This window comes from Mycobacterium barrassiae, from assembly GCF_025822765.1.
Lineage (GTDB): Bacteria > Actinomycetota > Actinomycetes > Mycobacteriales > Mycobacteriaceae > Mycobacterium > Mycobacterium barrassiae.
Genome location: NZ_JACKUK010000029.1, coordinates 290,920 through 311,242, shown reverse-complemented (window position 1 = coordinate 311,242; position 20,323 = coordinate 290,920). Strand labels below are relative to the sequence as shown.

Annotated in this window: 18 protein-coding genes; 11 read left to right on the top strand and 7 right to left on the bottom strand. The window is 66.0% G+C overall.

Annotation, left to right across the window (positions count from 1 at the left end):
* Position 1 precedes the first annotated feature (1 nt).
* The 10 genes from eccB (at position 2) to H7J93_RS21135 (ending at position 11,264) form a co-directional block, all read left to right on the top strand.
* Complete coding sequence (eccB, locus tag H7J93_RS21180) at positions 2–1,483, top strand: type VII secretion protein EccB (protein WP_267308267.1); 1,482 nt, start codon at positions 2–4, stop codon at positions 1,481–1,483.
* Positions 1,480–3,711 (top strand): type VII secretion protein EccCa, encoded by a 2,232-nt coding sequence (gene eccCa / locus H7J93_RS21175; protein WP_267308266.1) that lies wholly within the window; start codon positions 1,480–1,482, stop codon positions 3,709–3,711. The genes eccB and eccCa overlap by 4 nt, the downstream gene beginning before the upstream one ends.
* A complete protein-coding gene (eccCb, locus tag H7J93_RS21170; RefSeq protein WP_267308265.1) occupies positions 3,708–5,468 on the top strand; it encodes a type VII secretion protein EccCb in 1,761 nt (586 codons plus the stop codon). Before eccCa ends, eccCb begins: the two co-directional genes overlap by 4 nt.
* 160 nt (positions 5,469–5,628) lie before the next feature.
* On the top strand, positions 5,629–5,922 hold the full coding sequence (locus tag H7J93_RS21165; RefSeq protein WP_267308264.1) for a PE family protein: 294 nt from the start codon (positions 5,629–5,631) through the stop codon (positions 5,920–5,922).
* A gap of 38 nt (positions 5,923–5,960) precedes the next feature.
* Positions 5,961–7,247, top strand: a complete 1,287-nt coding sequence (locus H7J93_RS21160) for a PPE family protein (protein WP_267308263.1) — start codon at positions 5,961–5,963, stop codon at positions 7,245–7,247.
* Positions 7,248–7,343: 96 nt separating this feature from the next.
* On the top strand, positions 7,344–7,649 hold the full coding sequence (locus H7J93_RS21155; RefSeq protein ID WP_083151717.1) for a WXG100 family type VII secretion target: 306 nt from the start codon (positions 7,344–7,346) through the stop codon (positions 7,647–7,649).
* 9 nt (positions 7,650–7,658) lie between these two features.
* Positions 7,659–7,943: a WXG100 family type VII secretion target gene (locus H7J93_RS21150; RefSeq protein ID WP_267308262.1), complete on the top strand. Its 285-nt coding sequence runs from the start codon at positions 7,659–7,661 to the stop codon at positions 7,941–7,943.
* An 89-nt stretch (positions 7,944–8,032) separates the two neighbouring features.
* A complete protein-coding gene (locus tag H7J93_RS21145) occupies positions 8,033–9,415 on the top strand; it encodes a MinD/ParA family ATP-binding protein (protein WP_267308261.1) in 1,383 nt (460 codons plus the stop codon).
* Entirely contained in the window at positions 9,412–10,938 is a 1,527-nt protein-coding gene (eccD, locus tag H7J93_RS21140; RefSeq protein ID WP_267308260.1) for a type VII secretion integral membrane protein EccD, read from the top strand. The genes H7J93_RS21145 and eccD overlap by 4 nt, the downstream gene beginning before the upstream one ends.
* Positions 10,939–11,006: 68 nt before the next feature.
* A complete protein-coding gene (locus tag H7J93_RS21135) occupies positions 11,007–11,264 on the top strand; it encodes a hypothetical protein (protein WP_372507978.1) in 258 nt (85 codons plus the stop codon).
* Between the two features lie 2 nt (positions 11,265–11,266).
* On the opposite strand, the gene H7J93_RS21130 is transcribed toward H7J93_RS21135, so the two are convergent.
* From H7J93_RS21130 to H7J93_RS21115, 4 genes are all read right to left on the bottom strand, one after another.
* The gene (locus tag H7J93_RS21130) at positions 11,267–12,229 is read right to left on the bottom strand and encodes a hypothetical protein (RefSeq protein ID WP_267308258.1); all 963 of its coding nucleotides are present in this window, start codon (positions 12,227–12,229) and stop codon (positions 11,267–11,269) included.
* Entirely contained in the window at positions 12,226–14,475 is a 2,250-nt protein-coding gene (locus tag H7J93_RS21125; RefSeq protein ID WP_267308257.1) for a WXG100 family type VII secretion target, read from the bottom strand. The genes H7J93_RS21130 and H7J93_RS21125 overlap by 4 nt, the downstream gene beginning before the upstream one ends.
* A 119-nt stretch (positions 14,476–14,594) precedes the next feature.
* Positions 14,595–16,463, bottom strand: a complete 1,869-nt coding sequence (locus H7J93_RS21120; RefSeq protein ID WP_267308256.1) for an FAD-linked oxidase C-terminal domain-containing protein — start codon at positions 16,461–16,463, stop codon at positions 14,595–14,597.
* 219 nt (positions 16,464–16,682) lie between these two features.
* Positions 16,683–16,877, bottom strand: a complete 195-nt coding sequence (locus H7J93_RS21115) for a ferredoxin (RefSeq protein ID WP_267308255.1) — start codon at positions 16,875–16,877, stop codon at positions 16,683–16,685.
* 108 nt (positions 16,878–16,985) lie between these two features.
* Here H7J93_RS21115 and H7J93_RS21110 point away from each other — a divergent pair, with 108 nt between their 5' ends.
* Complete coding sequence (locus H7J93_RS21110) at positions 16,986–17,699, top strand: MFS transporter (RefSeq protein WP_267308254.1); 714 nt, start codon at positions 16,986–16,988, stop codon at positions 17,697–17,699.
* Positions 17,700–17,720: 21 nt separating this feature from the next.
* On the opposite strand, the gene H7J93_RS21105 is transcribed toward H7J93_RS21110, so the two are convergent.
* The 3 genes from H7J93_RS21105 to H7J93_RS21095 are packed head-to-tail and all read right to left on the bottom strand — an operon-like array spanning position 17,721 to position 20,298.
* Positions 17,721–18,560 carry a class I SAM-dependent methyltransferase gene (locus H7J93_RS21105; RefSeq protein ID WP_267308350.1) on the bottom strand — a complete coding sequence of 280 codons (840 nt, stop codon included), beginning with the start codon at positions 18,558–18,560 and terminating at the stop codon, positions 17,721–17,723.
* Positions 18,560–19,825 (bottom strand): MFS transporter, encoded by a 1,266-nt coding sequence (locus H7J93_RS21100; RefSeq protein WP_267308253.1) that lies wholly within the window; start codon positions 19,823–19,825, stop codon positions 18,560–18,562. Before H7J93_RS21100 ends, H7J93_RS21105 begins: the two co-directional genes overlap by 1 nt.
* A complete protein-coding gene (locus tag H7J93_RS21095) occupies positions 19,822–20,298 on the bottom strand; it encodes a MarR family winged helix-turn-helix transcriptional regulator (protein WP_267308252.1) in 477 nt (158 codons plus the stop codon). The genes H7J93_RS21100 and H7J93_RS21095 overlap by 4 nt, the downstream gene beginning before the upstream one ends.
* Positions 20,299–20,323: the final 25 nt, after the last annotated feature.

Below are 20,323 nucleotides of genomic sequence, written 5' to 3'. Positions count from 1 at the left end.
CATGTCCAACTTCCGGCTAACCACCAAGGTGCAGGTCAGTGGCTGGCGGTTTCTGCTGCGCAGGGTCGAGCACGCGATCGTCCGTCGCGACACCCGGATGTTCGACGACCCACTGCAGTTCTACAGCCGCGCAGTGTCGGCAGGCGTCGTCATCGCCGTGCTGGTCTGCCTGGGTGCGGCCCTGCTGGCCTATTTCAAGCCGCTCGGAAAGCGCGGTAGTGACTCACTTCTCGTTGACCGCACCACCAACCAGCTCTATGTCGTGATCCCCGGCGCGGACCAGCTGCGACCCGTCTACAACCTGACGTCCGCACGCCTGATCCTCGGGAACGCGGGCACTCCGGTCGCCGTGAAATCCGACGAGCTGAACCGGCTGGCCAAGGGGCAACCGCTCGGCATTCCAGGTGCGCCCTACGCCACACCGGTCGGCGGCGCCAACTCGATGTGGACGCTGTGCGACACCGTGACCAAGCCCGAGAGTGTCGCCCCCGCCGTCGACACGGCGGTGATCGCGCAGCCGCTACTGCCGGACGCCTCCGTCGGCCCGATACGCCCTGAACAGGGTGTATTGGTGAGCTTCGAGAACGACACCTGGCTGGTGACCGAGACGGGGCGGCACGACATCGACCTCGCCGACCGCGCGCTGACCTCGGCGGTGGGCATACCCGTGACCTCAAAGGCGTCCCCGATCTCGGAGGGACTGTTCAACGCCCTGCCAAACGCCGGGCCTTGGCGACTGCCCGCAATCCCCCGCTACGGTGAGCCGAATACCGTTGGCCTGCCGACGAACCTGGTCATCGGCGCGGTATTCAAGGCCCTGACGGAGGACGGAGACCAACACTTCGTCGTTCTGGCCGACGGGGTGGCGCGGATCAACGACACCACCGCGGCGGCGTTGCGTGCCACCAATTCCTTCGGCCTGGTCACTCCACCCACTGTCGAGTCCAGCACCGTCGCCAGAATCACCGAGCAGGTGTTCGTCTCACCGCTACCAGATCAGCCGTTGACCATCCAGGCGCGTGAGGACGCCCCCGTCCTGTGCTGGGCGTGGCAGCGTGAACCCGGCGACCAGGCCCCGAAAACGACGGTCATCGCCGGACGTCATCTGCCGATCGCACCGTCGGCGATGAATTCGGGGATCCACCAAATCGGCGGCGACGCAACCGTTTACCTCGACGGAGGCAAATACATCCGCCTGCAATCGCCCGACCCGCGGTACGGCGAAAGCCTGTACTACATCGATCCGCAGGGTGTGCGCTACGGCCTGCCCGACGAACAGACGGGCGGCACCCTGGGCTTGAACGCCCCAGTGACCGCACCATGGCAAGTGGTCGGTCGGCTGGTCGACGGGCCGGTGCTGTCCAAACAGGGGGCACTGATCGAGCACGACACGTTGCCGCCAAACCCCAGCTCGCGCAAGGTCGCCGAGGGATCCCACCCCGGTGCTCAGACCGTGACGGTCAACGCCGGGGGTGGCCGGTGAGCACCAAGAAGTTCACCCCGATCATCAAACGCGGGCCGCGCCTTACGCCCGGTGAGATCAACGTGACGCCGCCCGACGACCTCGGTGTCGAGATCCCGCCGTCGGGTCTCCAGAAGGCGCTGCCGTGGGTCATGGGTGGCGGCATGCTCGGAATGATCGCGATCATGATCTTCACCGGCATCCGGCAGTTGTCGCCCTACATGCTGATGATGCCGCTGATGATGGTGATGGCCACCGTCGGCTTCATGGCAGGCGGCGGGCCAGGCGGCAAGCGGGTGCCCGAGATCAACGCCGACCGCAAGGAGTACCTGCGCTACCTCGCGGGCCTTCGCACCCGGGTCACATCGTCCGCGTCCGCGCAGGTGACTTTCTTCAACTACCACGCACCACATCCCGACGATCTGCTCTCGATCATCGGGACCAACCGTCAGTGGTCGCGTCCCACCAACGCCGACTTCTTTTCGGCCGTTCGGATCGGACTCGGCAGCGAGCCCGCCGTCGACCGTCTGTTGAAGCCTGCGGTCGGTGGTGAGCTGGCCGGGCCGCAAGGGGCGCCTCAGCCGCATCTCGAGCCTGTCAGCCACATGTGGGTCACCAAGTTCCTGCGCACCCACGGGTTGATCCATGATTGCCCGAAGTTGGTGCAACTGCGGACATTTCCCACGATCGCCGTCGGAGGCGACCCCGAAGGGGCGGCGGGCCTGCTCACCGCGATGATCTGCCATCTGGCCGTGTACCACCCGCCGGACCTGCTGCAGATTCGGGTGCTCACCGACAACCCGGAGGATCCGCAGTGGGCCTGGCTCAAGTGGCTGCCCCACGTGGCGCATCAGACGGATACCGACGCCGCCGGCCCGACGCGGTTGGTGTTCACCCGCCCCGACGGGTTGAGCGACTTGACCGCCCGCGGTCCGCACACTCCCGACGCCACCCCGAGCGGACCGTACGTCGTCGTTGTCGACCTGTCGGGCGGCAGGGCCGGCTTCCCGGTCGACGGCCGGGCCGGCGTCACCGTCATCACGCTGGGAAACCACCGCGGCTCGGCGTATCGCATCCGTGTCGATGCCGACGGCACCGCCGACGATCGGTTGCCCAACCAGACCTTCCGGCTCGTCACTTCGGTCGCCGACCGAATGACAGCGGACCAGGCCACCCGCGTCGCCCGCAAGCTGGCCGGCTGGTCCATCACCGGCACGATCATCGACAAGAGCGTGCGGGTGCAGAAGAAGGTCGCCACCGAGTGGCACCAACTGGTCGGCGCGCAGACCATTGAAGAGGTCACACCCAGCCGGTGGCGGATGTTCACCGATACCGACCGCGACAGGCTGCGTATCCCGTTCGGACATGAACTCAAAACCGGCGACATCATGTATCTCGACATCAAGGAAGGCGCCGAGTTCGGCGCCGGTCCACACGGGATGCTGATCGGCACAACAGGTTCCGGCAAATCGGAGTTTCTGCGGACGCTGATTCTCTCGCTCGCCGCCACTCACCACCCTGACCAGATCAATCTGCTGCTCACCGACTTCAAGGGCGGTTCGACATTCCTGGGCATGGAGAAGTTGCCGCATACCGCTGCCGTCGTAACCAACATGGAGGAAGAGGCCGAGCTCGTCAGCCGGATGGGGGAGGTGCTGACGGGTGAGTTGGACCGACGCCAGTCGATCCTGCGTCAGGCCGGAATGCAGGTCGGCGCCGCGGGCGCGCTGTCCGGCGTCGCCGAGTACGAGAAGCACCGCGAACGAGGTGCGGATCTGCCCCCGTTGCCAACGCTTTTCGTCGTCGTCGACGAGTTCGCGGAACTCCTGCAGAATCACCCCGACTTCATCGCGCTGTTCGATCGGATCTGCCGTGTGGGCCGATCGTTGCGCGTGCACCTGCTGCTCGCGACGCAGTCGCTCAACACCGGCGGCGTCCGCATCGACAAGCTCGAGCCCAACCTCACCTACCGGATCGCCCTGCGGACCACGAGTTCGGCGGAATCCAAGGCAGTGATCGGAACGCCTGAGGCGCAGTACATCACGAACAAGGAGAGTGGCGTGGGTTTCCTCCGAGTGGGCATGGAAGACCCTGTCAAGTTCCACAGCACCTACACCGGTGTCAACTACGTGCCGACTGCGCCGGTGCAGGACAACGGCGAAGCGAAGCCTCAGGTTCAGAGACCGGATCGCATCCGGATCCACCAGTTCACCGCATCCCCCATCTTCGACACGGCGGTGACGCGGTGACGGTCGACGCCGAACAGCGGGTGCTGCGTGAGGTCGTCCTCGACCAGTTGGCCACGGGGGAGACCCGGGCGTATCGGATGTGGTTGCCGCCGTTGGCTGATCCGACGCCGGTGAACGAACTCATCGAGCGTGACAGCGAGCGCCGACCGCTGCGATTCGGGCTGGGAATCATGGATGAGCCGCGACGGCATCGGCAGGAAGTCTGGGGTATCGATGTTGCGTCGGCGAGCGGAAACATCGCCGTGGGCGGTGCGCCGCAGACCGGCAAGTCCACCTTCCTGCAGACGCTGGTACTTGCCGCCGCGGCGACGCATACGCCACGACAGGTTCAGTTCTACTGCGTCGACCTCGGCGGCGGCGGCTTGTTGTACCTCGAGGATCTTCCACACGTCGGCGGCGTCGCGACGCGATCCGAGCCGGACAAGGTCAACCGCGTGATCGCGGAGATGAAAGCCGTTCTACGGCAACGCGAGGCGTTGTTCAAACAGCTGCGCGTGGGCTCGATGGCCGCCTACCGGCAGATGCGTGAGGATCCGAATCATCCCGCCGCCGCCGACCCGTTCGGCGATGTGTTCATGATCATCGATGGTTGGCCCGCATTCGTCGCGGAGTTCGCCGACCTCGAGCCGATGGTGCAGGATCTCGCCGGGCAGGGTCTGCAATTCGGTGTCCACACGGTGATTTCCACACCCCGATGGACCGAGCTGAAGTCACGCATTCGGGACTACCTGGGCACCAAGATCGAATTCCGCCTCGGCGATGTGAACGAAACCCAGATCGACCGCATCACCCGGGAGATCCCGCAGAATCGGCCGGGTCGCGCGGTCTCGATGGAGAAGCATCACCTGATGGTTGGAGTCCCGCGGCTCGATGGCGTGCACGGCGCCGACGACCTCGTCTCCGCAATGTCGAAGGCGGTGCAGGTCATCAAAGGACAGACGACAGAGCAGGCGCCCAGGGTGCGGGTGCTGCCTGAGCGGATACATCTGCATGAACTGGACCCGAATCCTCCTGGACCGGAAAGTGATTACCGCACGCGGTGGACGGTGCCGCTGGGTGTACGCGAATCCGATCTGTCGGTGGCCTACAACCCGATGCACATGACGCCGCACCTGTTGATCTTCGGAGCTCCGAAGTCGGGCAAGACGCGCATAGCGCACGCGGTGGCGCAGGCCATCTGCGCGCGTAACAGCCCGGCGCAGGTGCGGTTCATGCTGGCCGACTTCCGTTCTGGTCTGCTCGACGCGGTTCCGGAGAGCCATCTGTTGGACGCCGGGGCCGTCAACCGCAACAGCGCGACTTTGGAAGAGGCCATCAAAGCGCTCGCGATCAACCTGCAGCAGCGCCTCCCACCGCCCGACCTCACCACCGCCCAACTACGCGCGAGGTCATGGTGGCGAGGTCCCGACGTCGTCCTGCTGGTCGACGACTGGCACATGATCGTCGCGGCAAGCGGAGTGGTGCCGCCGATGGCGCCGCTGTTCCCGCTACTGCCCGCCGCGGCGGATATCGGCCTGCACATCATCGTGACGTGCCAGATGAGCCAGGCGCATCGGGCGACGATGGACAAGTTCGTGGGCGGCGCGTACGGCGCCGGTACTCCGACATTGTTCCTTTCCGGTGAGAAGCAGGACTTCCCATCGCGGGAGATCAAGGTGCAGCGCCGGCCACCCGGCCAGGCGTTTCTCGTGGCACCGGACGCGAAGGAGGTCATCCAGGCGGCGTACGTGGATCCGCCGGAAGAAGAAGTGTTCTGAGCACTCCTGGAACCCACTTAGGATTGACAAGACGCCAGCAAACAGGGGATTGCGCACTGGCGACCGGGGTCGGGGGAAGCGTCCTGATGCAGCGTTGATTGCTGCTGCAATGGTCACAAGTGAACAACCAAGCTAATCAACGAATTTGGGGGATATCGCAATGCAACCCATGGAGCACAATCCAGGTGCCGTCGGTATCGGCGCGCAGGTAGTCGCAAACGGTGTCAGGGGGCTTGCCGCCGGCACCACGGCTTCCGCTGCGGTGTCTGCGCTTGCACCTGCGGGCGCCGATGAGGTTTCCGCCCAGGCGGCGGCGGTTTTCGCCAAGGAGGGCGTGGAGGCCTTGGCGCTGAACACGTTCGCGCAGGAAGAGCTGTCCCGCGCGGGTGCGGCGTACATGGAGATCGCGGGCATCTATGCCGCGGTGGACGGCGCCAACGCCGCCAACTTCTGACGTCGCGCTGACCGGTACACGCGAGGAATTCGTAATCGATGCTGTGGCATGGGATGCCGCCGGAGGTGAACACTGCGCGGCTGATGATGGGGGCCGGTCCGGCCCCCATGCTGCAGGCTGCCGCGGGGTGGGAGGCACTGGCGATCTCCCTCGAGATTCAGGCCGACGAACTGGCCGCGAGTCTCGCGGCCCTGGCATCGGTGTGGAGCGGATCGGCCTGTGAACGTGCCGTCGCGTCGACCATGCCCATGGTCATCTGGCTGCGTACCGTCTCGGCGCAGGCGATGAAGCGGGCGCTACAGGCGACCGCGCAGGCGAATTCGTACAGCCTTGCGATGGCGACCACTCCGCCGCTGGCGGAGATCGAGCAGAACCACATCACCCACGCGGTGCTCGAGGCGACGAACTTCTTCTGGGTCAACACGATTCCGATCGCGTTGAACGAAGCCGACTACTTCGTCCGGATGTGGAATCAAGCTGCTGGGGCGATGGACGTCTACCAGGCGGAGACGCTGCTGAACCTGATGTTCGAGATGATCGCGCCGCCCAAGCCGATCGTCGTGCCCGGTGTGGGCGAGGGTGTCGTCAGCGCCGCACTGGGACAGGCGACGGCCATGGCTCCTGCCGCCGCTGTGCGCAATGCAGCGATCGCGACGGTCAGCGCGCAATCAAAGATGGAATCGACGCGGCTGAATGCCGGCAGCGCGGTCGCGCAGGGCAACATGGCCGCGCAGCGTGCCGAAGGCCAGGTCGCCAAGGCCGACGACGGCGCAGCCCAAGGCCAGCCGCTGCAGCAGGGCATGCAGATGGGCGCGCAGATGGCCACCCAACTGGGATCAACCCTCGGTCAGCTTCCGCAACAAGCCAGTCAGATGGTCATGCAGCCGATGCAGCAGCTGACTCAGCCGTTGCAGCAGGTGACCTCGATGTTCAGCCAGCTGGGCAGCATGGGCACCGACAAGGCCCAGATGGGGTTGATCGGGGCCAGCCCGCTGTCGAATCACCCGTTGGCCGGTGGAACCGGTGCCGGCTCCGGCGCCGGGCTGGTGCGTGCAGCATCGTTGCCGGGCGCCGGCGGGACCACACCGCGAACCCCGTTGCTGGCCAACCTGATCGGCGAAACGAAACCGGTAGCGGTCACGCCTGGAGCGGCTGCCGGAGCCGGCGCGATGGGCCTGGCGCCCGTGGGGGCGGGTGGGGTCGGCGGCATGGGGCCCATGGGAGGGATGGGCCAGCGCGGTAAGAGCGGAGGGACCAAGACGGGTCTGACGGTGCCGGGTGTGCTGCCGCAAGACCTGGCCGAAGACGAGGACGACGACTGGTGACGGAAGTAGTGCTCGCACAACGGACTTCCCGGCTGACCGGCCGGAAAGACTCGCCATCACGTGGTGAGGACACAGGAAGAGGAAAGAGTATCCAGCATGGCAATGAATACAGACGTTGCTGTCCTCGCCAAGGAGGCAGCGAATTTCGGACGAATTTCCGGTGAGCTGACGGGCGTCATCGCGCAGGTCGAGGGGACCGCCGGTGCACTCGCCAGCCAGATGGTCGGTCAAGCGGGCACTGCGGCCCAGCAGGCGCTGATCCGCTTCCATGAGGCGGCCGCGCAGCAGACGAAGCAGTTGGACGACATCGCCGCCAACATCAACACGGGCGGTGTCCAGTACCAGACCACCGACGACGATCAGGCCAGCGCCCTGTCGTCGGCGATGAACATCAACCACTAGGAGACATCAATGACTGAACAGGTATGGAACTTCGCGGGTATCGAGGGTGGGGCCGGCGAGATCGGCTCGGCGGTCCAGCGCACCGATGCCTTGCTCGATGAAGGCAAAGCCTCGCTGGCGGCGCTGGCCGCGGTATGGGGAGGCACGGGTTCGGATGCCTACCAGGCCGTCCAGATGCGCTGGGATGCAACATCTGCGGAGCTGAATGCGGCTCTGCTCAACCTCGCGCACACAATCGGTAACGCCGGCCAGTCCATGGCGCAGACCGAGGCCGGCGTCACCGGAATGTTCTGACCGTTCGATGGTGCTCGCAGGTGGGCGGGCGGGGCTCAGGCTAACCCGCCCACCGCGTGCGTCTCGATTTCCAACTATGAGAGGTACTCATGTCGGCTGATTACGACAGGCTTTTCCACTCTTCAGGATCGTCGGTGGACGCTGTGGCCACAGCCGACGACCTGGACCGCGACATCACAACTCAGGCCCCGATCGCCAACAGCGGGCCGGGCCGCAGTGAAGTGACGTCGCCCGTAATTCCGGTTGCGGTAAACCAGACTCAAACCGCGACCGCTCCGCCGCCGCGCCAAAGCGAGGTGACGACGCAGATGCCGACCGCACGTCCTGCGACCCGGCAACAGCCGAACGGGATGATGCGGACCCCGATGTCCACCGGACCGGCCGGGGCCAGGTACGAACAGCCGCGGACTGCGCCCACGCCGCCGCCGCGGCCGACACCGGCACCCGCGCCTTCGCAACACTTCGCCGACGCGCAATCCGAGATCGACGGCGTGGGCCGGGCGATTCAGCCTGCGCCGACATCTGCAGCGACGATGGGCAACCACCGCGCCATCGACGCGCTGTCGCATGTCGGCGTCAAGTCGGCGGTCAAGATGCCGTCGGCACGCGGGTGGCGGCATCTGTTGTATGTGTTGACGCGTATCAATCTGGGGTTGTCGCCCGACGAACTCTATGAACTGGATCTGCATACCCGGATCCGCCGAAATGCGAGGGACTCATACCAGATCGGCGTGTTCGGGCTGAAAGGCGGAGTCGGTAAGACAGCCATCACAGTCGCACTCGGCTCTGCGTTGAGCAAGGTGCGCGGCGATCGGATCCTGGCGATCGACGCAGACCCGGACGGCGGAAACCTGGCCGACCGGGCGGGGCGGCAGTCCGCCGCGACGATCGCAGACCTGCTCTCGGACAACGAACTGTCGCGGTACAACGACATTCGTGCGTACACGAGCATGAACGGCTCGAACCTCGAGGTGCTGTCCGCCGAGGACTACAGCGGCGCACGCCGCGAGTTCAACGACGACGATTGGAACGGCGCCACCGGCATCGTGTCGCGTTACTACAACCTCGTGCTTGCCGATTGCGGAGCGGGATTGTTCCAGCCGGCCGCGCGCGGTGTGCTTTCGACGGTCTCAGGTCTGGTGATCGTGGCCAGTGCGTCTATCGATGGCGCGCGACAGGCCGCGATCACGATGGACTGGTTGCGGCAGAACGGTTATCAGGATCTGCTGGGCCGCTCGTGCGTGGTGATCAATCATGTGGTGCCGGGCAAGCCGAACATCGACATCGATGATCTGGTGCAGCAGTTCGAGCGGCACGTCCCGCCCGGCCGTGTCATCGTGCTGCCGTACGACAAGCACATCGCAGCAGGCACCGAGATTCAGCTCGACCTGTTGGGCAAGACGTTCCGGCGCCGCATCGTCGAGTTGGCGGCCGCGTTGTCCGACGACTTCGACCGGCTCGAGCGGCGTTGACCGCCCCCGTTGCTCCCACGCCGGTGTCGTCGGGCGTAACGCCCGGTCGGCCGTTGACGACGCGGGTGACGATCCTGACCGGGCGACGGATGACCGACCTGGTGCTGCCGGCGTCGGCGCCGATCGAGACGTATATCGACGAGACGGTGTCGGTGCTGGCTGATCTCCACGAGGACACGTCCAAGGATGTCCTCGCGGGGTTCGACTTTGGTGCACAAGGCGTGTGGGCGTTCGCGCGGCCGGGTGCGCCCCCGTTGAAGTTCAACGAATCGCTGGACGACGCCGGTGTCGTTGACGGATCACTTCTGACCCTGGTGTCGGTCAGCCGAACAGAGCGCTATCGACCGCTGGTCGAGGATGTGATCGATGCGATCGCGGTGCTCGACGAGTCGCCGGAATTCGACCGTCAAGCCCTCAGCCGCTTTGTCACGCTGGCAATTCCGTTCGCAGCGTTGGCGCTGACCGTCATGTCGATGGTGGCGTGGACGCAGAGCGGTCATGACTGGTGGTGGGCGGCAGCGCTCGGAATGCTCGGCCTGGTACTGCTCGGTGGCAGCGCGTTCGCGGCCAGCAGGTACCAGAACGTCGACATGGCGGAGAGCCTGTTGGTCGCCGCGCTACCGACACTCGCCGGCGGCGCGGCGCTGGCGGTTCCGCTGCCGCTGGGCTACGACTCGCTAGGTGCGCCCCAGGTGGCGGGTGCCGCGGCAGTGGTGCTGCTGTTGACGCTCGCGACCAGGGGTGGGCCGCGCAAGAGAGCCGAATTGGCAGCGTTTTCGGCGGTGGTCTCGATTGCCGCGACGGCGGCCGCAGTCGCCGTCGGCTACGGCTGGGGGTTCTGGGTGCCCGCCGGTGCGATTGCGTTCGGCCTGATCGTCGTCACCAACGCCGCCAAGCTGACGGTCGCGGTCGCGCGGATCGCCCTGCCGCCGATCCCTGCGCCCGGCGAAACCGTGGGCAGCGAGGAACTTCTCGACCCGGTCATCACGCCTGACGGCCATGAATCACCGACGTGGCAGGCGATCATCGAGTCGGTGCCGGATTCCGCTGCGCGACTGCACGCCCGTAGTCAGTTGGCCAGGCGGTTGCTCATCGGCTTCGTGACAGCGGGTGCGCTGATCCTGTCGCTCGGAGCGATAAGTGTTGTGGTTGAAGGACATTTCTTCCTCCACAGCATGATCGTCGCGGGGTTGGTGATGTCGATCTGCGCATTCCGATCCCGTCTGTACGCCGAACGGTGGTGTGCGTGGGCCTTGTTGGCGGCGGTCGTCATCATCCCGACGGGGTTGATGGTCAAGCTGGCACTGTGGTCGCCCGATCGTGCGTGGCTGGTGCTCAGTGTCTATACGGCGATGGGGGTCGTGGCCTTGATCGTGCTCGGAGCGACGCGCAGCGTGCAGCGGGTCTCCCCGGTGACGAAGCGGATCTTGGAGTTGCTCGACGGTGCGGCGATAGCTGCGGTGATCCCGATGCTGCTGTGGATCGCCAGCGTCTACGACCTGCTGCGAAATCTGCGGTTCTGATCGAGAGAGGAGCTACCGTGAATGCCGAGATACTCAGGGTAAATCCCCAGGCGCTGCAAAGCGCGACAATGGTTTTCGGTGACGTGGTCGACGCGTTGAACCGCATTGAGGCCGACACCCCGATCGGTGACGCGGCCGCCGCGGCGGGGCAGTCACTGACGGCGGACTCATGCCGGAGGGCGCAACAGGGTGTAGCCGCCGCCGTCACTGCCGCAGTCGAGAGTGTTCGCAAGTACGGTGACAACCTGGGTGCCGCGGCGCGCGCGTATCTCGGCGAGGATGCATCAACTGCCGACGCCATCCGTGACGTCGACATCCCGACCTGACGCTACCGCGCGGCTTCGTTGGACGTGGCCTTGAAAGCATCCTGAAATGCGCTCAGGCCGTCGCCGAATCCCTTGGTCGAGATGTAATCCTGCAAGTCGAGGAAGTATGTGCGCATCGCGGCATTGGAGAAGGTGCGCTCCACCTCGTCGGGAGTCATGAGTGCGCCGTCCTGCACGTACTTGCTGACCTTCGCCGGATTCGGATCCGACCGCACCAGAGTCGAAGCGATGCGGACCGCCATGTCGTTGAGCGCCTCACCGCTGGTCCGGGTCGGGATGTCGCTGCCCTCCTGCTTGACGGCGCCGAATGACGACCCCAGTAGCGATCCGGCCGCGGTGAGGTCGGTGACGGACTCGTCACCGCCCGGTGGATCCGCAGCGGCGGCATCCTCATACCGTTCCGCGGCAACTCGGGCTGTTTCGACTGCGGTTCGACCGGCCTCAGGGTCTGCGACCAGGACCGACAGCAGGTTTCGTAGCGCGGACGGGTCGGCCAACACCTCGGTGCGAACGGTTTCAAAGGCCTGCTGTTGCCCGCCGACCAGGTCGCCGAAGAAGGGTGCCAGCGCAGCCGAGTAGCTCCTGACAAGAAGCGGATTGAGTTGTGCAGCTGGAACTTTCGAAAGCCCGAGGAAGCCCGAACCCACGGCCATCAGGGCGGCGTGGTCGGCGATCAGGAACTCGGCGAGTGCCGCCGCAGCCTGTGCCGCCTGTGCGGCGACGGCGCCGTCCGTCGAGGCGGCATTTTCGCCGATCCACGTGAACTGAGCCCCGGCGGCCGCGCCGTCGTCGTCCCATTCGTACGTCGTCAACTTCTTCAGGTCGGCGTTGCCCGTATCGCTGGTGAGTAACTCGACCATCGCCGACGGAGAGTCCGGGGGAAGCTCGGGAGGTGAACTACCGCAGGCGGACACCGCAATGAGCAGCGCCGCCAGAATGCTGATCGTTCTCGTCGAGCGTGTCATCCGCGCAGGGAGAATCCTTTCGGCACGTTGATTCCGCCGGCCTCCTGGTACTGCTTGTAGAAGGTGTCCATCGCGTTGGCGAAACCGCGGTTCTCCACATACTCCTGCATATCGAGGAAGTAGTCACGTCGTTGGCCCTCCGGGATGTCCTCGGGGCGCTTCAGCGCCCCGTCCTCGACGTACTGGGCCATCTCGCCGAGATTGGGATCGTTTTGCACCAGGTCTTCGGCGATGTAGAAGTTCGTCTGGTTCATCGCGTCGGCAACGGTGGTGGTGGGCGCATTCGCCGCCACCGATTCGAGGGTGGGCTCCGAGCCGATCATCCCCTTGATCGTCAGCTCTGCAATCGTGCCGCCGACAGCGGGCACCTGGCTCGCCGGCCAGCCGAGTGCAGCGCCCAGCGCGGCCTTCCTCATGTCGTAGACGGCCTTCTGGTTGTCGAGATTGTTGGCGCCGCGGGACTCCATCTCCTGTACCGCCGCAGAATCGATGACGCCGAGCATGGCGCCGGCGTTCGCGAGGTTGTTGTAGTCGGGATTGCGTTGGTAGTCGAGGATGTGCCCGTACGCCGTTTCGTTCCACGCCTTCGCCGCCGTCGGGTCCGAATCCATCACGGCGAAGATGTTGCGCATCTCGGTGAAATCTGAATTCGCCGTCCCTGGTACGGGTTCGAAGCCGGGCATCTGCCCGTCACCGAGCATCGCCTTCTGATACGGATCGAGCGCATCGCCCCAGCCCTGCACAAGATCGGGATTCATCTGGCCGACCGTTGTGTTCTCGTAGAGGCCCCACCCCCCGGGGTGTTGCAGATTCAACAGGTCGTCGCCCTTGTCGCCGAGGTATGACGACAGCGCGTTCGCTGTCTCGCCTGCTCGCAGCGCAACGTCGGGATTGCTCGATGTCGCTCCGTCGTGCACCCAATCGGTGAGAGTTCGGACCGAGGCGCCGTTGTCGGTCCACTCGTGTCGCGCGATGTCGTCGAGGAACGTCGAGTTCGGCTCTGTGAGCATGTCGTGGCTGACGATCTGATCGCGGCCGGCCGAGTTGAAGATGTCCTGAGCGATCGAATCGCCTTGCGGGTTCGAGCTCTTGAAGTAATCCCGGTTCTCCTGCTCGGCCCCGTGCAATACGTCGACCGCGCGGTCCATCATCGTGCGGTCGAGTTCGGAACCCTGCTGGAACTGCGCGTCGCCGGCCTTGATCAGATCGGAGACCTTCTTCAGATCATCGCCGGACGGATAGGTGGTGACGGGAACGGTTTGGTTGGGATCGGTGATGTCGCGGCTGACCGCGGGAGCGTCGAGCGCATCCTTCACGCTTTGGGGCAGCATGCCTTTGCCGCCCGTCATCGAGTCGGCGTCGATGCCCGGCGGAAGCTGGTCCTGGAACGGCTCATCGATCACCAGCGGGAATTTCACGTCGGGATCGCTCATGACCTGCATCGAGTCGCCGATGATGTCGCCGTGTTCACCGAGGTCGTTCTTCAGCTGCACCAGCTCGTCGAGCGACTTGCCGCTCATCTGCGACTGCATCTGGCTGACCACTTCGGCCTGGTCCGGCGTCAATGGCACCGGCGGCGCGGTGACGCCTGGATTGTTCGGATCGGTGTGCGGCTGGAGTTGATTCGGGTTGATGCCGTCGAGAATGTCGTCGACCTGTCGGGCGGCGTCCTTGTCGCCCGCTAGCGAGCGGCGCACCAGGTCCTCGATCTCCTCCTTGCGGGGGTCGTCCCCGACGACGAATGACATGTCGGGCTTGGCGTCCCCGTCCTCGTCGAACGTAGGGAACTTGCTTGCGGTCTCACCGTCGATACCGTCGTAGGTCTTGAGCAGGCGCTGCAGCATCTGCGTGTAAGCCTGCGGATAGCTGCGGAACACCTCGGGCAGGTTGGGCGGAGGCGTCGCAACCCCGCTGTCGGAGACCTGCCAACCCTGGCTCTTCAGCTGAGAAACCAAGTCCAGCAGGGCAGTGCGCGTCGAGGCCAGCTGCCCACCTCCGGTGGCGAGCACTCCCTGCAGTGTCCGCAGTTTGTCGCGCAGCGCTTCCTGGCTGACGAGATTCTTTTCGCCGCGGGCCAATGCGGCGTTGGCCGCGGATCCCGACCACCCCTCACGCAGCTTGTCGACGGACTCGCGCTGCGTCGTTATCAGACTGTCGAGCTGCGCCGTCCGTGCGCCGACTTCGGCGGCCGCCGAAACCAGCCGTTCCGGCTGCGACGCCTCGACGGCTGACAGGGAGGTGGCCACTTGTCCATTATCGGGGCTCGGAACCGACACCCTTTGCAGTTCTTTTCGCCGCCACTGCACGCTTGTTGTACGTATCGGCCGAATAGCCGTGTAAACAAGCGTGCAGTCGGTGCGGCGAGTCAGGCCTTGACCTTGATCTTGAAGATCAGCTTGGTCAGGGCGCCGAAGGCACCATGGCCGCCGATGTAGAGGCGCTTGGTGTCGTAACCCGCGACGTCCTTCATCGTTTCGGCGCCGAAGCGGGCGGGGGCGTCGCCGTCGATGACGGTGACGTCGGCGCCCAGCAGGGCATGCCGAACCTCGATGCGTTCATCACCGGTGGCGGTCGCCACGAGCTCACCGATGGTGCGCCCGCCGCCTGTCGCCGGGACGGCGACGCAGACGACGCCCTGCTCGTCGAGATGACTCCGAATGTCGTCCAGCGTCGCCTCCGCACCCACCACCAAGCTCAGGTTGCCGAGGTTGACCTCGATGTCGGTGTTACCGCCTGCGGTCAACGGTGCCTTGGCATCGGGCGTGAGGGTCCCGGCCAGGGCGTCGCGGACCGCGGCGCCGAACCGGTGCACGTCGGGTTCGGCCGGTGACACCTCGGGCAGCATGACGCCGGGGTTGAGCAGACCGGCAGGGTCGAACACCGCTTTGATGGCGCGCTGCGCGGCGATCTCGACCGGGGTGAACCGCTGAGTCATGAACGCGATCTTCTCGGTGCCCACTCCGTGCTCGCCGGTGATGGTGCCGCCCAATTCCAAAGCGGCGGCGATGATCTCGTCGTTGGCGGCTTTCAATGCTGCGGCGGCCTTCGGGTTGTCCTTGTCGTAGAACGTGGTGGGATGCAGATCGCCGTCGCCGGCGTGTCCGCACACCGCGATGAACAGCAGCCCGTCCTTGTGCCGTTCGGCGGTCGCCTGGATGGCTTCCTGCATCTCGGGGATGCGGTCGCGGGGCACGGTGACATCGCCGATGAAGAAGCCCTTGCCGCTGGCCACCACCGAGTCGGGAGCGTGCAACCGGCCGTACCACAGGGCGGCGCGGTCCTTGTCTTCCTCGGCGACGCGGACCTCGGTGGCGTGCTCACGCAGCACCCGCTCCACGATCGCCTGATCGCGGGTGACCTCCTCGGCGGTCCCGTCGACATCGATGAGCACGATCGAATCGGCATCCAGCGGATAGCCGGTGTCGTAGAACTGCTGCAACCCGGCGATGCCGTCGCGGTCCAGCCATTCCACGGCCGACGGCACCACACCGGTGGCGATGATCGCCGAGATGGTGTCGGCGGCCTCGCGCGCAGACGCGAACGCGCCCATCAGGCTGTGGGTCACCGGGGCGATCGGGCGCAGTGCCACCGTCACCTCGGTGACGATGCCCAGCGTGCCCTCCGACCCGATGAGCACACCCAGCAGATCCGGGCCGTCGTCGTCGACGGCGAAGGTGACGGTGGATCCGTCGGGCAGCACGACCTCCGCCGCCAGGATGTGGTTGTAGGTGACGCCGTACTTCAATGCGTGTGGGCCGCCGGCGTTTTCGATGAGGTTGCCGCCCACGGTGGCCAGGTGTGCCGACACCGGATCGGGGGAGAAGCACAACCCGTGCGGGGCCAGAACGTCCTGCAGGTCGGAGTTGATGACCCCGGCCTCCACCCGCGCCCGCCGGCCGGCCACGTCGACGTCGATGATGTGATTCAGGCCCGACAGGTCCAGCAGTACCCGGCCGTGCTCGGGCATCATGCCGCCGGAGCAGTTCGACGCCCCGCCGCGGGGAACGATCGCGATGCCGTACTCGGACGCGATCCGCATGATCGCGGCGATCTCGTCGCGGCTGTGCGGGCGCAACAGAAGATCCGCCGTCCCGCCCACACCCCAGAAGTCGTGGCCGCGCTGGGTCAGCACCGTCTCGTCGGTGACGATCTCGGCGTGGCCGGCGACCGCTGCGGTGAACCGCTCGATCGCGGCGCTGTCGAGGTTGGTGGCTTGCCTAGTGGGAGTGGACATTTGGGGGCCTCCTTCGGCGCAATCCCTGGTAGCGGGCGAATCGCACCTACGTTCTCCCAGGACCGAGCCGACTGTCTCCCACGCTGGCCACCAACCGCAGTGCGCGCTGACCGGACAACGCTATGGAGGCTAGCTGCAACAACGACGCCGCATCAGCAGCGTCGTATCAGGACGGGTGGGGCCGGCTATGCGTCAGTTGCGTTGTGAGACAACAAATGTCTATTCGCACACCCGCAGGGCCTGCGCCGGGCACATCGCGACGGCGCGCAGGACGGCGTCGTACTCCGCTTCCCACGCGGCCGGAACGGTCACTTGTACCTGCTCGGCCCCGTCGGGCAGATCGAACACATCGGGCGCGGCCATCAGACACTGGCCATGTCCTTCGCACAGCGTGTAGTCGACGGTGATGTGCATGGCTCCTCCACTCGTTGCCGTACACCGATGGTCGCGCCCGTATGGAGAGAGGTCGCGGGCCGAGCGCGCCAACGTTTGGCCTGTACGTGCCAAATCCGCCGGGGTTCAGTGTTCGGGCAGGTCGTCTTCGCCGTCGGCGAGTCACTTCCGGCGGACCGGCGCAAGCCCGGTGGCCTGAAAGCGTTGGCGGAGAGCACCCGAAGCGTGCTGGGCAACCGGCACTATCTCGGCTTCACGCTGTGCATGGCGTTCTCCGCCGCGGCGATGTTCGCCTACATATCGGCGTCGCCGTTCGTCCTGCAGAACGTTCTCGGGTTCTCGCCTGCCGCCTACTCCGTGACTTTCGGGTCGTGTGCGCTGACGATCGGTCTCGGCAGCCTCGTCTCCGCGCGGCTGGTCCGCACGTTCGCCCCACAGCAGGTCTTGACGGCCGGCGTCACGGGCATGGTGCTCGTTACCACCCTGATGTTGATCGACGTGACGATCGGCGGTGTGATCGCCTGGGTCACAATCGCATTGATGGCGTGCTTCATGGGCAGTGTCGGATTCATCTACGCCAACGCGGCTGCGCTGGCCACCACCGAGGTGCGCCATGCGGCGGGCACCGGCTCTACGGTGCTCGGGTTCCTGCAGTACGGCGCAGGCGCGGTCACCGCACCTCTGGTCGGTCTGGCTGGCGAGGCCACGGCGGTGCCGATGGGCGTGGTGATGTTCGTCTCCGCGGTGCTGGCGGGCGTGGCGCTGTTCGGCCTCGCCCGCGGCCGTGTCGAGGGCGACGAATCGTCAACGCAGGTGCAGGAACCGGCGCTCAGCACTCGGTGAACAGTTAGGACTCGCTGCTGCTCAGCCGAATTCCAGCAGCGTATAGGCGCCGCGAATCTGCTTGGTCAGCCGCCACTGCCAGAACGCCGGGTAGACCTTCTCGAAAAGGAAGCCACGACCCCGCGGCATCGGCAGGTCGCGCACGGCTCGGATACCGGGCACGGTGTTGGCGAGGTCGGCCAGTTGGTTGGGCGTGAGGCTGAACGGCATCGGCGGGACGCGATACTCCTTGGACGACCTCAAGCCGTTCTTGGCGAACTTCTTCACCAGCACAGGCGGCAGGTCGAAGATCATCTGGCCGCCGGGAAATCGCCTGGCGCACTCGGTGATCAAACCCATCGCCTCGTCGGGCTGCAGATACATCAGCAGACCCTCCGCAGTGATGAGGACGCCGTTTGAGGTATCGACGGCGTCCATCCACGAATAGTCGAGCGCCGATTGGGCAAGTGTGGTGATGCGCGGCGAGGACGGCAGCAGCCGCTTGCGCAACGCGATGATCGGCTCGAAATCGACTGTCAACCACCGGAATTGCGCATCGGGTAGCGCACTGCTCAGCCGCCAGAAGCTGGTCTGCAGACCCTCGGCGAGCGCCACGACCGTGGCGGCCGGGTGCTCGGACAGGTACTGCACTGCGGCCCGGTCAAAGGCCAGCGAGCGCAGCGCCATCTCCTGGCCCTTACGGCGGCCGAACTTGTCGAAGTCGAAGTCGATGGAATCGACCAGCCGGATCGCCATCGGATCATCGATGATGGCGTGTGGGTGGCGGGCCTGATGCGCTCGACCGTTCAGCGTAAGCAGCGCCGTCTCCGAGACGCCGGTGAGCATGCTGGCGTCGACCCGGTCGGGGCCGTCCGCAGCCATCAGATCCGGGCAGGCAGCGGGCCTGCGAGCTTCGACGGCCGGCACCACAGCGCCATGATCACGCACAGCGCCGCCGCGACGGCGAAGGCCGTATAGACACTGAAGACGTCGGCCGCGCCGCCGAGCAGCGCCGCCGCGATCGGGCGCGAACCGAGGAAGCCGACCAGCCACAGCGCCATGATCCGGCCGCGCAGTTCTTCGGGCGCACGTTCCTGCACGACGGTGCTGAGCCCGGTCATCGCCCAGCCGAAGCCGAGACCGGCCAGCGCGAATCCGGCGATCGCCAGCGTGGGGTTCGTCGCGGTGACCAGGACGGCGCATCCCGCGCCGAGGCCCGCCAAGCCGATGGCCGACACTCGCGTCGACACCATCCGGCCCGCCATGATCGCCAGCGCCGCCATCCCGACCGCGGCACCGATACCGAAGCTCGCCGACAGCATCCCGACCAGTCGGGCGTCGCCACCGAGCTCGTCGGCCATGGACGGCGCCAACGTGATCGACGAGTCCGAGGCGAACCCGACGGCGCCCACTGCGACCAGCGCCAGCAGCAGTGGCCGGTCGCGCCACACGTATTTGAGCGCGACGCGAACGCGGTAGTCCGTGTCGCCCAGCCGCACGGGTGGCGCCGGGAAGCGCACGATCAGCAGGAGTAACGCGAACACCAGATGCAGGGCGGCGCTGATGCCGAACCCGGTCGCCGCCCCGAAGTGTGCGGCAAGGTACGCCCCCGAGGCCGGGCCGAGGATCCGCCCGATCGTCATCGGAATGCTGTTGAGCGCCATGGCCGTGGAGAGCTCACCGTCGCGGATCAGGTTCGGCACGATCGATTGCATCGCGGGGCCGCCGACGACGAAGCCGAAGCCCACCAGCAGGGTGCCCAGTAGCACCGGGAGGGCGGCGGACAGCCCCTGCTGTGCAGGTTCGACGAACAGCCATGCCGCGGTGAAGCCGGACCCGGCGACACACAACACCCGGCCGAGCAGGATCTGGCGGGCGGGGTTGCCCGTGTCGGCCCACTTACCGCTGGTGGGACTGAGGACGAGTTGGGGAGCGAACTGGGCGACGCCGACAAGGCCGACCATGAGGGCCGAACGCGTCGCGTCGTACATCACGATCGCCGCGACGATGCCGTGCGTCCACACCGCGACGACCGAGATCATCCTGCCCCAGAACAGCGCCCCGAAGACGGGGTCGAACATCAGCCCGAGCGCGCCTCGAGGCTTGGTCGGCAGGGCAGTGGTGTGTGTGGTGGTCTCCGCGGTCATTGGGCCGCCGCGGATTCGAATCGTTCGGTCAGTCGCTCCAACAGGGCCACGAGCGCGTCGACGTCGGCGTCGGCCCAGTCGGCGATGGTCTCGGCGACGAGCTCACGCCGACGGTCGGTCACCGTCGCGAGGGTCTTGCGCCCCACGTCGGTCAGCACCAGCACGCAGCGCCGCTGGTCGTCGGCCGCGAACGCCTTGGTCAGCAGGCCTGCGGCGACGACACCCGCGACGGTGCGACTGGCCGTGGAGTGCTCGACGGCCATGTAGTCGGCGACGTCGCTGATGGATGCCCCGTCGCCGGCCTGCTGGGATTGCTCGACCGCCCGCAGCACCCGCAGCGTGGAAACGCTGGTGACGGGGTCGGCGCCGTCGAGGAGCCGGCGCCGCCAATTCGGCCGCTGGCGCGCGACATGAAGGCGCGTCAGCAATTCGTCGAGTTGGTCGTAGCGCGAGTGCGGCACGCATATATGCATAGCACATACATGTATCCCGCCCAGG